This window comes from Psychrobacillus sp. OK028 (genome assembly GCF_900103605.1).
Lineage (GTDB): Bacteria > Bacillota > Bacilli > Bacillales_A > Planococcaceae > Psychrobacillus.
Map to the genome: position 1 here is coordinate 124,684 of NZ_FNHY01000008.1, position 15,364 is coordinate 140,047.

The following is a 15,364-nucleotide window of genomic DNA, read 5'->3' on the forward strand; positions in this document are numbered from 1 at the left end:
ATGTCAGGAGGTTATTTGTGGAACGGTGCTTATGAGATATAGGATATTGCCATTTGTATTAATTGCTCACTGGATAAAATTTTATCTCCACCACCTTGAGCCATTTGGTCATTACCGCCGCCTTTACCATCTATATACGGTAGGACATGGGCTATTAGTTCTTTCATACTTTGTTCAACATCATTTGCTTTTGCAGCAACGACTTGTAGCCTATCTTCATTACTGGATACTAAAATACAGATGGATTTTGGGTTTTCGTGAATTACTAATTTAGCAAGTTTTTGCAGCTCCTGCATAGATCTGTTTTCAAGTATGCAAGTAATCATGGCTCCTTCAGCGTTTTCTTTTAACTCTTTTGCTTCATATGCTAAAAGTGAATTTGATAAATTTGCTATTTGTTTTTCTAGTACGGAATTTTGCATTAAAATACTTTTCGTTGCCTCTATTATTTTGTTTTCAGGAGTACTTAATGTGCTGATTAGACTTTTTAGTACTTGGTGCTTTCTTTGTAAATGTGTAAGAATCCTTTCCCCACAAATGAATTCCACTCGCACAAGTTTTTTTTGTCTTTCTGTTTGAAGAATTTTAATGCCTCTTACCTGTCCAGTAGACAATGGATGAGTTCCGCCACATGCATTGTAATCGAAGTCAGGGATTATGACGAGTCTAATATTTTCTTTTAAAGATGTAGCTTTTCGGAGCTTATAATTCGATAGTTCCTGCTCCGTTACCCATTTTGTTTCGATTGGCCGATTGTCCATAATTATTTCGTTTGCAAGCTGCTCGACTTCAGCTAATTGCATTTCAGAAACGTCAGCAATATTTAAGTCGATCGTCACTGTATCTTTTCCTAAATGAAAGCTAATTGTTTGGAAACCGAATAATTGTTCGAAGGCTGCGGATAGAATGTGCTGACCTGCATGCTGCTGCATATGATCGAATCGTCTATCCCAGTCGATCTGACCATTTACCTCCGTCGTATTTTCAGGAAGAGGAATAGCAAGGAAGTGTCTTATTTGTCCATCGATTACCTCTACATTTGTCACTTCTATATCGTTTATTAGTCCAAGATCATGCGGTTGACCACCTCCAGTAGGGTAGAAGGCAGTCTCGGAAAGTACAACATAATCAGGTTGCTGTTCTGTTACTTTTGCTTGAAAGGTTTGGATGGTCGGCTGTTCATAATAGAGTTTGTTCGTCATAGGAATGGTCTCCTTTAGGATTAGATAGTTTCGAGTATTCTTTAAAGGAAAGATGCGTACAATCGATACAGGAATCATGATTAATGAGCTGCAGTGCGAAGTCTATTGCTTCACCAGTTCTTGAAAAAAAGTGATGTTCACCGATGAAATCATAAATGTCAGTCTTTTGGAGAGAATTTAGTAAATTAGGTGAAGCCTCAGATACTAAAATAACTCCATCTTTGCTTTGAAAGTGTTTCATCACATGAAGTAAATTTTCCTCCGCTGTCGCATCGATAAAAGGAACATCTCCCATTCTAAGGATTAGTACAGTAGCTTCGGAATGAATAGTTTCCATGATGCGTGTTTCAAACAACTCGGCAGTTCCAAAAAATAGTGGACCATTAATCGTAAACACATCGATTTGCGGGCAATCTTGTCCCGAGTGAACTTCGCCTGGGTGGACAGTTTGTCTTGGACTAGAATGATCAGGTAAAACCTTCGACACAATTTCAGTATTAACCATTCTTTGTAAGAATAAGATAATGGATAGTGCTAGGCCAACGACAACAGCCATGGTGATACTCGTAAATACAGTAAACACAAAGGTTAACAATAAAACAAGAGATTCACCGTTTTTGAGCTTCAAAATTTTATAAAAAGGTTTTCGTTCACTCATATTAACCGCAACCATCATCAGTACTGGTGCCATACTTGCAAGTGGGATTTGAGAAGCAAACGGCGCAAACAGAAGAAGCGTAAGCAAGACAAAAAGACCGTGAATAACTCCTGACATTCTAGAACTCGCCCCGGATCGAATATTTGTTGCGGTACGAGCAATTGCTCCTGTAGCCGGTATCCCTCCAAACATAGGCGTTATAATGTTAGCAAGCCCCTGACCGACCAATTCCTTATTACTATTATGTTTAGTGCCTGTCATGGAATCTGCAACAACTGCGGATAGTAAAGATTCAATTCCCCCTAAAATGGCAATGGCTAATGCGGGAGCGATGAGCCGTTCTACACGTTCCCAAGTTATTTCTGGAAATTGTAGTACGGGAAGGGAGCTAGTAATTCCACCATACGCAGAGCCGATGGTTGCAACTTCTCCGTTAAAGAGGAAGCTCGCAGCGATAGTGGAAGTAACCAGTCCGATAATCGGTCCTGGAACTTTTGGCAATACTTTAGGAGTCGCAATTATAAAGAACAAACAAATAATACCGACAATCAAGCTATAAATATTGAATGTATCTAAGTGAATGCCGATCTCCGACATATTATCTATAAAACTCTCGTGTTTTTCAATATTCGCTAGACCGAGTAAATTTGCAATTTGACCAGTAAAAATGATAACAGCTATGCCAGAAGTAAAACCTATTGTAACAGGTCGTGGGATAAACTTTATGAGCGTTCCAATTTTGAATATACCCATTACTACTAACATGATTCCTGCAAGCAAGCCTGCTAATAGTAAATCCTCATAGCCATACGTAATCACAATTCCTAGTAAAATAGGCACAAAAGCTCCTGTAGGACCGCCTATTTGAAACTTAGATCCTCCAAAAATCGATATAATGATTCCAGCGATAATGGTCGTATAAATACCATATTCGGGTTTAACTCCCGAAGCAATTGCAAAAGCCATTGCTAAAGGAATAGCAATGACTCCAACGATTAATCCAGAAAGTAAGTCCTTTTGAAAATGCTGTATGGAGTAATTTAACTTATTCCATTGAAATGGAATTTTCACTAAAATCCCTTCTTCTTCCTTATTTTTGTTCTTCTAATTCCTCGTACATCGAAATTGTATCGATAAGATGATTATTGAAAAGATCACGGGCTACTTTTAATAAATCGACAATAGCCGGATCTCTCAGAGAATATAAAACTTTTTTTCCATCCTTACGACTAACTACAATATTTTTAGCTCTTAGTACACTTAATTGTTGAGAAACTGTAGACCCTTCACTGTTAAGAATCTGTTGGATATCATTAACACTTTTCTCTCCCTCTGTGAGTACTTCAAGTATTCGAATACGTAGGGGGTGTGCTAATGCTTTAAAAAAGTCTGCTTTGAATTGCTGTAAATCACTCCACATTATTATCACTCCATTTATATACATATTCAAATATTTGAATATGTTAGTATATGTATTGTAGGAGCATATCCACCAAATTGCAATAGTAATTAAAGAAATTGTTTAATATACTGAATTTAACGAAAAAATATAATGAATGAGGTTTTACAGATGAATGAATTAGCACAAAAGTATTGGGATACTTACTGGGAAGGAAAAGAAAAACCACAATCTGTTACATCATGGCAGTTTGGTGGAACTCCTGATGAATTGGCTCAGCTAGTTGCAGAGGGAGTAAAAACTGCTACATGTTCGTTACATCTACTATATGAACTAGAGAAAGAGCCACTTCCAAAGGTGAATGATTATAGTATTGTACTTAATAGTAAGGATGATCCTGTTTGTATGATTCGTACCTCCGATGTGAAAATAATGCCTATGAAGGAAGTGTCTCCCCAATTTGCTTATGCGGAAGGTGAGGGAGATCGCTCTTATGATCATTGGCGCAAGGTACATATCGATTTTTTTACAAACGAGTTAAAGGGAGTAGGGAGAGAGTTTTCAGAAGAAATGCTACTTGTTTGTGAGCGCTTTGAATTGATAGACGTTAAGTAATGGAGGAGAGAATATGTTTAACAGAGTAACTCTATATACGAATCAATTAAAACAGTTGCGAGGCTTCTATGGCAATGTCTTAGAAATTCCCATTGAGGAATCAACTGATGAATATTTTCAAATATCTATTGGAACTTCTACGCTTATTTTTCGACTTTCCGAACTACAGACTTCCTATCACTTTGCCATTAATATACCAGGCAATCAATTTACACTTGCTAAGCATTGGGCAAAAGAAAGAGTATTACTTAATAGAGAAGCTTCTGTAGATGAAATATATTATGCTCGATTTGAAGCAGATGCATTTTACTTTGAAGATCCAGCAGGTAATGTAATTGAACTAATTGCGAGGAGAAATGTAGATAAATGGAGTGACTTCAGCATTGAGTCATTTTTAAATCTAAGTGAAGTAAGTATCACAACCCCATTTGTAGAAGAAACAGGAGAGAAGTTACAAGAGATTGGTATTCCTATTTCCGGTCATCTCCAAATTGAACCTGATGAGTTAAATTTTCTAGGGAAAAAAGATACGTTTATTTTATTGGTTCCTCCAAAGCGGCGTTGGTATTTTTCTAAAAAAATGAGTGAGACTTCTCCAATAGAAATAGTGCTAGAAGATGGAAAAGTAATTCTAGTGAACAGAGAAGGAAAGATAACGATTCAATAAAAGAAAAGCGACAAATTGTATCCACAGGGGAGTAATAGTCGCTTTTACTTTCAGAAAGTTATCCACATGTGAATAACTCTCTGAAAACATTTCTATTGTATTAATGCTGTGGATGCATTGTGAGTAACTTAAGAATTAGCTTTTAGTGCGTTCATTAATGTGGAATAGGATTGTATATCTGCAAAATTTATACCAAGAGCAACGGCCGTTTGAGCAAGTTCAGGTCGAATTCCTGAGAAAATGGCATTTACACCAATGAGCTTTAGAGCAGAATGCAGTTGATATAATTTTTGAGCAACCATCGTGTCTAACACTGGTACTGCGGATAAATCTATAAAAATAGTATTCAGCTTTTTAGCTGAACTCTGCTCCAACGCGGATTCTAAAATAATTGTTGCACGTTCTGTATCGATGTTCCCGACTAAAGGTAAAACTCCTATCCCTTCTTTAATAGGAATAACTGAACTACTTAACTCCGTAATAAGAGCTTTTTGGGTAGCAAGTATATTTTCAGTATATTGGTGATAGTATTTCGCAAAGTTTTCGATAATGTAGTCAAATGCCGTATTCATCAGATTTGACCATTCAGCTACTAGATCTCCAGCTATAGGAGTTGGAGACTGCTGTATAAACTTTTGAACAAAAGTCCAATAGGCGATCCGGACATTGCGGAAACTACGGATGCTTTCAAACAAAGGAAATTTTTCTTTTGCTCGTTTCTCTGCCACATCAGCGGAACGGTTGTTGATATATTCTAGATATTCAAATTGATCCTGAATATAAACAGAAGAGATAGCTTCTATTAGAGCTCCATTTTCTTCTCTTAAATATGTATTGTTTTGTGGTAAAGAGTAGCTTGGGTCATCTTTAGATTGCTGAGCTAACCATGCATCTGTTATAGCTGATTTATTCATCATAATATAATCAAATAATTCTTTGTTTAGATGACTCATTTCGTCTATCTCCTTCAATCGTTCTATTATTACTATTATTGTAAGGGTACAGGACAAATTATTCCACTTGGGTAGAATAAAAGTATTTTAGATTTCTTAACAAATCAAAAACCGATGCTGGAAAGGCTGGGTGAAACCGATGGGTTGGTATAAAAAGTCTACAGAAGAAGTGTTCCAGGAGCTTCATGTTAAAAGTGAAAAAGGAATTACTGAGGCAGAAGCACAAAAACGATTGCAAAAATACGGTCCAAATCGGTTGGCTACTAATCGCAAGAAAACCTGGGTAGAGAAAATATTTGCCCAGGTTAATAATGTTCTCATTTATGTACTAATAATTGCAGCTGTTGTTTCAGCTTTTGTTGGGGAGATTGCGGATGCGTTTATTATCGGACTAGTTGTAATAATTAACGCAGTTGTGGGAGTTATTCAAGAGTCTAAAGCAGAGGATGCACTTGAGGCACTTAAAAACATGGCCACCCCTAAAGCGATCGTGCAAAGAGATGGAGAAACGAAAGAAATTGACTCAGCAGAAGTAGTGCCAGGAGACTTCGTTGTGGTGGGCGCAGGGTCTTATATTCCATGTGATATTCGTCTAATTGAGTCTGCCAATCTGAAGGTAGAAGAAGCAGCTCTTACTGGAGAGTCAGTTCCGGTTGATAAAGACGCTTTAGCTCTTTTAGAAAAGGACAATCAGGATATTCCACTTGGGGATCAGAAAAACATGTTATTTATGTCTACACTTGTAACAGTGGGACGGGGGACAGGAATAGCTGTAGCAACAGGAATGGATACTCAAATTGGTAAAATAGCGGGTATGTTAAATACGACAGTAGATGAGCAAACACCATTACAAAAAAGCCTAGCGCAGGTCGGTAAATATTTAGGAATAGCAGCTTTGATCATTTCGCTTGTCATGTTTTTAATAGGAATTTTACAAGGTCGAGATTTTCTGGAGATGTTCATGATTGCTATAAGTCTAGCGGTTGCTGCAATTCCAGAAGGGATGCCGGCTATTGTATCCATTGTTCTAGCAATCGGTGTTCAGAGAATGATAAAACAGCATGTAATTATTCGAAAACTTCCAGCTGTTGAAGCATTAGGTTCGGTAAATGTTATTTGTTCGGATAAAACGGGAACACTCACCCAAAACAAAATGACAGTAACACAATTCTATGCAGACGGACAAATACAGGATATAAAAGATTTTCAGTTAAAAAACGAAATACAAAATCTATTGATGAAAATCTTTGTCTTGTGTAATGATGCTACGTATACAAAAGATGCTGAAACTGGTGACCCTACTGAAATAGCATTAGTGGCTGCAGCAGCTCAAAATCGATTGAACAAACTAGAGCTAGAGAAAGAGTATCAACGTCTCCAAGAGATTCCGTTCGATTCAGACCGGAAATTAATGACCACAGTTCATATACATAAAAATGTATATTACCGCATGACAAAGGGCGCAATAGATCGATTACTAATTCGCTGTAACCGTATCATGACGAAAGAAGGTGTCATTCCATTAACAGAGAAATTACGGGCTGAAATCATTGGAGCTTCTCATACTATGTCGCAATCAGCTCTTCGTGTATTAGCTGCTGCCTACCAAGTAGAGGGTCATGAAGGAATAGAAGGTGCAGAGGAAGATTTAATATTTGTGGGGTTTGTTGGGATGATGGACCCACCAAGATTAGAAGTGAAGGAATCGATTGAAGTATGTAAAGCAGCTGGTATTCGAACCGTGATGATAACAGGAGATCATAGAGATACAGCCTATGCCATTGCTCATGAGTTAGGTATTGCAAAGCAAGAGACGGAAGTGATGGAAGGCATTGAACTCGATAGCTTAACAGACGATGAAATAAAAAATGCATGTAACGTGACAAACGTTTTTGCACGAGTTTCTCCTGAACATAAGGTAAAAATTGTTCAAGCATTAAAGGCTGCTGGTCATACTGTTTCGATGACAGGTGATGGGGTGAATGATGCGCCATCACTCAAAGAAGCTGATATTGGAGTTGCAATGGGAATTACAGGAACTGATGTAGCAAAAGGTGCGTCAGATATGGTATTGACCGATGATAACTTTGCTTCTATTGTCAAAGCAGTGGAGGAAGGTAGAAATATATATAAAAATATAAAAAAATCGGTTATCTTTTTGATTTCCTGTAATTTAGGCGAAATTATTGCACTGTTTTTTGCAATTGTTGCTGGATGGCCAACTCCGCTCCGTTCTATCCATATTCTTTGGGTGAACTTAGTGACAGATACGTTCCCTGCTTTGGCACTTGGTGTAGACCCAGAGGAACCAGGTGTTATGAAAGAGAAACCTCGAAGACAAAAAGAGGGACTTTTTCATGGAATGCTACCATTTTTAGTGTTGAACGGGTTGTTAATCGGATTAATTACGCTAGCAGCTTTTGTCATAGGTTTAAATGGAGTAACATCAGATGTTCCGGAGAATGTACTAATGCACGCACAGACAATGGCATTTATTACACTTAGCTTTTCTCAGTTAATCCATTCGTTGAATTTTAGATCGATGAACCAATCAGTATTTAAAGTAGGTATATTCAAAAATAAATTTTTGCTAGCTTCTATCCTGGTTGGGGTTATTATACAAGTATTAATAGTTTCTGTTGGACCAATAGCCAAAATGTTTAGCGTTCAATCTTTAGGAGCGAAGGATTGGATAATTGTAGCTGGACTTAGCTTGCTGCCTTTAATGATCAATGAGTTGGTTAAGCTGGTTAAAGTGTCAGGGGGGAAATAATTGCAGAAAACAATCGGACTGGTAGTGGGAATATCATTAGTATTATTACTTGGAGTAGTTTATGTACTAAGTAACAATCAAAAACAAGTAGCTCAAGAAGATGAAAAACAACTGACAGTAGAGACACATGACTTTCAAAGAGTATTAGCATATGAAAATGACTATACGGGAAATAACTCCAACATCACGAATCTATTTAATAATCTACCTTTTTCTAATCATAGAGATTTAGTCGAGTTGGATCCCAATACACGCACATTTGTTATAAATTACAATACGAGTGGTGATGAAAAAACTGTTATATATAACGCGACAGCTGCCTTTGTTTTAATAAAAAATTTAGAAGTAGTTAATATGCGTTTCTCAGACCAATCCTATGTGATAACAAGAAAGAATGTGGAGCGATGGTTTGGTGATGATTTTGATAGATTAATTGGCCCGGCGATATTTAAAGAGAAAGTTCAAAATCCGCTGTTAGAAAGTACAACGACTGATTGGATTAATCAATATACAAAATAGGGGCGTTAGTTCTGAATAACTTAACGAAACAAATAGAAAAGATTCAAACTGAAAATCAATTTTCAGGATCTATTTTTGTGAAACAGAGTGATTCAGTAAAACTTCAAGCTAGTTTTGGATATGCTAATCGTGCTGATGGGGTACTGAATGAGAAGCAAACACGCTTTGGTATTGCTTCGGGGTGTAAATTATTTACTGCAGTTGCAATTGCACAACTAGTAGAAGCGGAGAAACTAAGTTTTGATAGCCTTTTAAGAGATGTCTTAGACATTTCTTTTCCATATTTTCACGAAGGTGTAACGATCCATCATCTTTTAACGCATACTTCGGGAATTCCAGATTATTTTGATGAGGAAATAATGGACGACTTTGAAGAGTTATGGATAAAGATTCCGATGTACCATATTCGCCGACTGCACGATTTTTTACCATTATTTCAAAAGGAGCAGCAGAAATTTATTCCAGGTGAAAAGTTTTATTATAATAATGCAGGATATATAGTCCTAGGTTTGATTGTAGAAAAAGTGACTGGCATGGCTTTCATAGACTATGTTCAACAAAATATTATGGACAAAGCAGGGATGAAGAACTCTGGTTATTTTGCATTAGATGCACTACCTTCTAATACAGCGATTGGTTATATAGACAACGAAGACGGCACATGGAAAACAAATGTGTATTCTCTTCCTATACAAGGAGGGTCAGATGGTGGAGCATTTGTCACTGCAGATGATATGGTATTATTTTGGGAAGCGCTGATACAAGATAAATTATTAAATGATAAAACAATACTAATGACTCCATATGTTCATGAGGTGGATGAAAGTTATTACGGGTATGGGGTTTGGATTGAGAAAAAAGAAAACCAAATCTATAAATATCATGTAATGGGATATGATCCTGGAGTGAGTTTTCACTCAGCATATTATCCACATAATACAGTTATCCTATCTATATGCTCTAACAAATCTAAAGGAGCATATGCAATGATGCTAGAATTGGAAAAGTCTTTCTAAATGAGTCAATATCATTATTACTTAATTAAACTTGTTAAAAAGTTGATCCTATAGATTGGGGTGGCAGGCAACGCCTCCAGCGGAAATCAGAGTTGTTCAGAGTTCACTTTGTAATATGCTTTTATAAAATGGAGAAGCATTCTTTCACTTGAAGATGTTAACCATATTATACTAATAATAATGTAAATGGATTATTTTCTATAAAAAATGATAAACTGTAGGTACGGAGGTGGACATTTTGAAAATAACATCCTACGAGGTTGATAAGTTAAACGATCCAACAGGAATTATAACAGGCGATCGCTATGAATTTTTACTTGGAATAGAAGTTCCTGAAGACGATGAACTTTTTGATGAAACCAATTCGTTAGATTTACGAGTGATTCTGGTTATTGAAGATTCAGAAGCGCGCATTGTACAGTACCATTTTATAAACCGAAGCAATGGGAAAGTGCTGGATTTTGGTTTAGAAGAGGAAGAGGAAGCAATCGTTCTTGCTTTTTGTAAAGAACATTATAATGACATTATATAAAGTGAAAACCGAGAAGACATCTGCTTCTTGGTTTTTGTTATTGTTTAATTCTTATCGTAATTAAGGTAAACTGATGGAGAAGATTTACAACAAAAGGTGGCTTGTTTGATGGACATTACAAATTTAACGAAGCATATATCTGTTTTAGAAACTAAAAATGCTGGACCGCTAGAAATAACGGGACTTGCCTATAATTCACGTAAAGTGGAAAAAGGGCAGATATTTGTATGTATAAAAGGATTTAAAGTAGATGGGCATCAATTTGCAGGACAAGCAGTTGAAAATGGTGCAGTTGCTTTAGTAGTAGAAGACTTTATCGATGGAATTGAGGTACCGCAATATAAAGTAGAAAATGGAAGAATTGCGCTTGCAACACTTGCAGATGCTTACTATAATCATCCAACTCGGAAGTTGAAAACGATTGGAATTACCGCGACGAATGGTAAGACTTCTACCTCGTTTATGACAAATGCTATATTAGAAAACCATGGCTTGAAAACGGGGCTTATGGGAACGGTTGTTGTGAAAATAGGAGATTATGCAGAGCCTTCAGAACTAACAACACCAGAATCTCTAGATTTACAACGTTTTTATGCGCAAATGGTCGATGAACATGTAAGCCATGCAACGATGGAAGTATCCTCCTCTGCTTTAGAGTTAAATCGCGTAGGTTGTGTGGACTTTGATATTGTCACGTTAAATAATATTAGTCGTGAGCATATTGACTTGCATTCTTCTTTTGAAAATTATTTTTATCATAAATCTAGCCTTATTCGCAATGCTGGTGCGGACAAGGTTGCTATTTTAAACTTAGATGATTCGTATTCAGCCTCACTTGTAGATAAAACACAAGCAAAGGTTATTACCATAGGTGTGGAAGAGCAATCTGCAGATGTTATTTGTACCAATTTGGACCTATCAACTGGTAGAGCAAAGTTCACTGTAGAAATTCAACAAGATTTAGTGACACAGGATCTTGTTATCCCTCAGCAAAGTTTTACAGTGGAACTTTCTACCCCAGGTTTTCACTCGGTATACAATTCAATGGTCAGCATAGTGATTGGACTATTATGTGAAGTGCCGGTAGTTACAATTCAAAAGAGTTTAGCGGAGTTTGTAGGGGTAGAGCGTCGTTTTGAAATTATCTTTGAGGATGATTTTAAAATTATTGATGACCACTTTGCTAACAGTGGGAATATAGATATTACCCTCGGTACGTTACAAAAGATGGACTTTAACCGTATCAAGCTTGTTTATGCAATCCGTGGAGATCGTGGCGTGACGGTTAACAGAGAAAATGCAGAGACCATTGCTAAATGGGCGCCAAAACTTGGTATACATGAAGTTATTGCTACTTTAAGTCGCTCTCATGTCACGCAAAAAGATGTAGTTTCTGAAAGTGAGCTTGCTGTTTTCCAGGAGGTTATGGAAAGTTCAGGTATTGATGTACAACTGTACGAGGAATTGCCAGAAGCTATTAAGTGTAGTCTTAATGATGTTGCAGAAGGAGATTTACTATTGTTAGCCGGTTGCCAAGGAATGGACTATGGTGCAAAGCTAGCGCTAGAGCAGCTAGAAACAATTCGACCAAATGTCGATAAAAAGAAATTATTCCAACCACTTGAAAAACGAGTTGCTGGAAACTCCTAATATATGAAAAAGCAGTTCCATGTAAATGGAGCTGCTTTTTTTAAAAGGAAGTTTAGTAATACACCAAAAGATTTGGTGTATCTTTGTTATCTTTTTTTGATTATTAATGCTATCCACTGAATGAAGGAAGTAGAAATTAATTTATACAAGGAGGATAGACAAAGATAGTTTATTTATGTAATTTTGTACAAAGCTTACCTAATTTGAAATGTTTATTGTTGATTGTAGCGCAGGTCGGCGACTCCAGTGGGACAGCACGAGGGAGAGACTACAGGCTCGAACTGTGCCCACGGAAGCTTCCGAACGGAGCGGAGATCAACGGTGTATATAGATTTTTCTTAACGATTACCACTCAATATTCTCTGGGTATTCTATATTCATTTGGAAATCATGGATAGTACTTTTAGTTTTATTTAACTCTGTTAGAATTTTATTTTTAAAATTATTATAGTCTTTCGATTGGATGATGATTTTGTGTGCGATTGAGTCAAAAGTTTTTATACGTTGGTCTCTAGACATTTCGATATAAGATAGATTAAGTAAGTCGATGTATTGAACAGCATATTCTTCTACATATGCATTGGATGTTAGCACATATTGTATGACAGAGGTATACGTTTCTTCTGACATATTCTCTTTCAGACCTTCTGCGATAAGTGATTGAAATTTACGTACATTAACTATATGAATATCTAAATCTGTAGCATGTTCATATTTTTTATGAAGTTGGATAAAATCATTGATCGCAACTAATGCAAAGATAAGATCTGGCCATAAGATTTCTGTAGAAAAGTAAATATTATGCTGCGAAGCGATAAAATCGTGATTTTTCATCGTATCTTTTTTCAATCCATTGCCAACGCTTTCAACATTCTTAGTTCCTTGGTATGCCTTTCTTAAGTCATGGATAATACGCAATAAACGCATACGAGCACCCTGCCAATCAAGATAGCGAGATTCGTTTCCAGTTAACCGATGAAGTGCTGTGCAAAGCTCGTCTAAATCCCAATAATCTCCGCTTATAAGTGCTCCAGTTAAGTTCTCAGTATTTTTGAGAGCTAACATATTTTCACCTCCTGATGTACTATTACCGTTTTGGTGAATAGTTAAGCGTCTTAAATAAATCTGCTTTTTCAGTAGGTGTAAGATCTCTCCATTCCCCAATAGGAAGGCCTTCAATAGATACGTTCATGATTCGGATTCGTTGTAATCTTTTCACTGTAAATCCTAATGCTGAACACATTCTTCGGATTTGACGATTTAATCCCTGTGTTAAGATAATGTTGAATGTTTTTGGCCCAATTTTTTTCACTTTACACGGCAGTGTTTTAGTACCTAGAATGTTAACGCCAGCACCCATCTTCTCAATAAACGAATCGGTAATCTTCTCATTCACTGTTACAATATACTCTTTCTCATGACTGTTTTCTGCACGTAGTATTTCATTTACAATATCGCCGTCATTCGTCAAAAGTATTAAACCATCAGAGTCTTTATCTAAACGTCCAATATGGAAAATACGCAGAGGATGGTTAACAAAATCAACGATATTTCCTTTAATATGAGATTCTGTCGTACTAGTAATACCAACAGGTTTATTTAATACTAAATAAACAAGTGGTTGTTCAACAACAATTTGCTCACCATCTACGCGAACATCGTCCCCAGCTTCTACTTTACTGCCGAGTTCTGCAGTTTTTCCGTTTATCATTACTCTTCCATCCGTGATCCATTTGTCTGCACCGCGTCTTGAGATGATCCCAGCTTCACTTAAAAATTTATTTATCCGCATTATAGACACCTACTTTTTTTGTTAATTTAATTATAACAAATGTTGAAACTAAATTAGAGTAATAGCGTAAATTAGGAAAGGAGTGATTTACATGACCGTTGAACAAAAGTTAGAACAAACATTTAATGCACTGAAAAAAACATTAGGTTGGACCGTAGATAAACGAATAACTTTGTCACTTGCGGGTTATTATGTAACTTTAGAGCGGGAATTTGATGAAACTAGATATCAAGAAGTGGCTAGCCATTTGAAAAAAAGAGCAGGCATCTTCTCTGCTTTACGCTCTCACTTAAATCCTTTATTTGTTGCAACTTTAGACGTTTCCGGTGCTGAACCAGAACAAGCAGTAAATCTTTTAATAGAAAAAGCTGATGCTTTAAAACAGTTTGGGTTTAAAATGAATAGCTATACGTATTTGACTGCCCTTATGATGTCCGATGAAAAAGATCAATGGCCAATTGAAATGAAAATGGCACAAAAACTAATGGATGATATGAAGGCATATCATCGCTTTTTAACCTCTACTGACGACTATCCATATGCAATGTTTCTTGGCAAATTGGAAGGTGATACAGCTGTTCGAGCGGAAACGATGAATCGCTATTATAAAGAACTAAAGCAACATAAATTCTATTCCGGGAATGAACTACAATGGATGTCTCAGGTTCTTACGTATTCTAATCCAGCATATGAAGAAAATATGGTGAGTAGAGCAGTAATTATTCGCAATGGATTAAAAAGCCTCAAAATAAAAACATCTCAAGCACAATATCCCATTATAGGATTTATGGCTGCTTTAAACTTGGATGAAGAACAATTAAACGAAGTTGTAGCATCTTATGAACTCATTGCAAGTATGAAGTTATTTTCATGGTATAAAGACTCAGCGCTCCCTATTGCTTTTGGATTGTCCTTAAGATCCTCTAAAGAAGCTTATGCAGCTGCCGCGATATCCATGGCAACTTCGCTTGAGCTTATATTACAAGCACAACAAGCGATTATGATTTCTACTATTGCAGCAACTAGTATAGCAACAACATCAAATTCTGGCTCGTATTAATGAACATGCTATACTAAACATAGATTATTTATATAAGAGGGGTAAGAATAATGAATACTAATCCAATGAGTCAATCTAGAACTATTCAAACGCATTTAATATTGCCACCGGATACTAATCATCATGAAACGATCTTTGGTGGAAGAGTGCTTGCATTTATTGATGAGATTGCAGCTATTTCCTCCATGAAACATGCACAAGGTGCTGTTGTTACAGCTTCAATAGACTCAGTAGACTTTCTATCTTCTGCAAAGGTGGGTGACGTACTGGAGCTAGAGGCAGTTGTTTCTAATGCAGGTCGTTCTTCCATGGAGGTTTATGTTCGAGTAACATCAACAAACCTACTTACTGGAGAAGAAAAACTAACGACGGAATCATATGTCACGATGGTTGCAGTAGATGAAAATGGAAAACCTGTACCTGTACCTGGGATACATCCAGAAACGGAGCAAGAAAAACGCCTTTATGAAACAGGACCAGCTAGACGTGCTCATCGGAAGCAACGCTTAGAAATGAAATACTAAGAGG

General features: G+C 36.7%; 15 protein-coding genes. 9 read left to right on the top strand and 6 right to left on the bottom strand.

Going from position 1 to position 15,364, the window contains the following annotated elements; genetic code table 11:
* Positions 1–29: 29 nt before the first annotated feature.
* The 3 genes from BLR36_RS14190 to BLR36_RS14200 are packed head-to-tail and all read right to left on the bottom strand — an operon-like array spanning position 30 to position 3,280.
* Positions 30–1,202: an alanyl-tRNA editing protein gene (locus tag BLR36_RS14190; protein WP_093062411.1), complete on the bottom strand. Its 1,173-nt coding sequence runs from the start codon at positions 1,200–1,202 to the stop codon at positions 30–32.
* Positions 1,180–2,931 (bottom strand): SulP family inorganic anion transporter, encoded by a 1,752-nt coding sequence (locus BLR36_RS14195; protein WP_093062412.1) that lies wholly within the window; start codon positions 2,929–2,931, stop codon positions 1,180–1,182. Before BLR36_RS14195 ends, BLR36_RS14190 begins: the two co-directional genes overlap by 23 nt.
* A 19-nt stretch (positions 2,932–2,950) precedes the next feature.
* Complete coding sequence (locus BLR36_RS14200; protein WP_093062413.1) at positions 2,951–3,280, bottom strand: ArsR/SmtB family transcription factor; 330 nt, start codon at positions 3,278–3,280, stop codon at positions 2,951–2,953.
* A gap of 150 nt (positions 3,281–3,430) precedes the next feature.
* On the opposite strand from BLR36_RS14200, the gene BLR36_RS14205 reads away from it, so the two are divergent.
* Together BLR36_RS14205 and BLR36_RS14210 are read left to right on the top strand one after the other, a co-directional pair.
* Positions 3,431–3,874 (top strand): ASCH domain-containing protein, encoded by a 444-nt coding sequence (locus tag BLR36_RS14205; RefSeq protein WP_093062414.1) that lies wholly within the window; start codon positions 3,431–3,433, stop codon positions 3,872–3,874.
* A gap of 13 nt (positions 3,875–3,887) precedes the next feature.
* A complete protein-coding gene (locus BLR36_RS14210; protein ID WP_093062415.1) occupies positions 3,888–4,541 on the top strand; it encodes a hypothetical protein in 654 nt (217 codons plus the stop codon).
* Between the two features lie 128 nt (positions 4,542–4,669).
* Here BLR36_RS14210 and BLR36_RS14215 read toward each other — a convergent pair whose 3' ends face one another.
* Positions 4,670–5,494: an STAS domain-containing protein gene (locus tag BLR36_RS14215; RefSeq protein ID WP_093062416.1), complete on the bottom strand. Its 825-nt coding sequence runs from the start codon at positions 5,492–5,494 to the stop codon at positions 4,670–4,672.
* A 139-nt stretch (positions 5,495–5,633) separates the two neighbouring features.
* Here BLR36_RS14215 and BLR36_RS14220 point away from each other — a divergent pair, with 139 nt between their 5' ends.
* From BLR36_RS14220 to BLR36_RS14240, 5 genes are all read left to right on the top strand, one after another.
* Positions 5,634–8,267, top strand: a complete 2,634-nt coding sequence (locus tag BLR36_RS14220) for a cation-translocating P-type ATPase (protein WP_093062417.1) — start codon at positions 5,634–5,636, stop codon at positions 8,265–8,267.
* Complete coding sequence (locus BLR36_RS14225; protein ID WP_093062418.1) at positions 8,268–8,786, top strand: DUF4825 domain-containing protein; 519 nt, start codon at positions 8,268–8,270, stop codon at positions 8,784–8,786.
* Positions 8,787–8,857: 71 nt separating this feature from the next.
* The gene (locus tag BLR36_RS14230; protein ID WP_371326735.1) at positions 8,858–9,802 is read left to right on the top strand and encodes a serine hydrolase domain-containing protein; all 945 of its coding nucleotides are present in this window, start codon (positions 8,858–8,860) and stop codon (positions 9,800–9,802) included.
* 229 nt (positions 9,803–10,031) lie between these two features.
* Entirely contained in the window at positions 10,032–10,334 is a 303-nt protein-coding gene (locus BLR36_RS14235) for a DUF6509 family protein (RefSeq protein WP_371326729.1), read from the top strand.
* Between the two features lie 108 nt (positions 10,335–10,442).
* Positions 10,443–11,984, top strand: a complete 1,542-nt coding sequence (locus BLR36_RS14240; RefSeq protein ID WP_093062421.1) for a Mur ligase family protein — start codon at positions 10,443–10,445, stop codon at positions 11,982–11,984.
* Between the two features lie 345 nt (positions 11,985–12,329).
* Here the strand turns inward: BLR36_RS14240 and BLR36_RS14245 are convergent, their stop codons facing one another.
* Positions 12,330–13,049, bottom strand: coding sequence for a DUF6904 family protein (locus BLR36_RS14245; RefSeq protein WP_093062422.1), 720 nt, complete (start codon positions 13,047–13,049; stop codon positions 12,330–12,332).
* Positions 13,050–13,071: 22 nt separating this feature from the next.
* Entirely contained in the window at positions 13,072–13,776 is a 705-nt protein-coding gene (rluF, locus tag BLR36_RS14250; protein WP_093062423.1) for a 23S rRNA pseudouridine(2604) synthase RluF, read from the bottom strand.
* Positions 13,777–13,867: 91 nt separating this feature from the next.
* Here rluF and BLR36_RS14255 point away from each other — a divergent pair, with 91 nt between their 5' ends.
* Both BLR36_RS14255 and BLR36_RS14260 read left to right on the top strand, forming a co-directional pair.
* Positions 13,868–14,836 carry a DUF4003 family protein gene (locus BLR36_RS14255; protein WP_093062424.1) on the top strand — a complete coding sequence of 323 codons (969 nt, stop codon included), beginning with the start codon at positions 13,868–13,870 and terminating at the stop codon, positions 14,834–14,836.
* 50 nt (positions 14,837–14,886) lie between these two features.
* Positions 14,887–15,360, top strand: coding sequence for an acyl-CoA thioesterase (locus BLR36_RS14260; protein WP_093062425.1), 474 nt, complete (start codon positions 14,887–14,889; stop codon positions 15,358–15,360).
* The last annotated feature ends 4 nt before the right edge of the window (positions 15,361–15,364 follow it).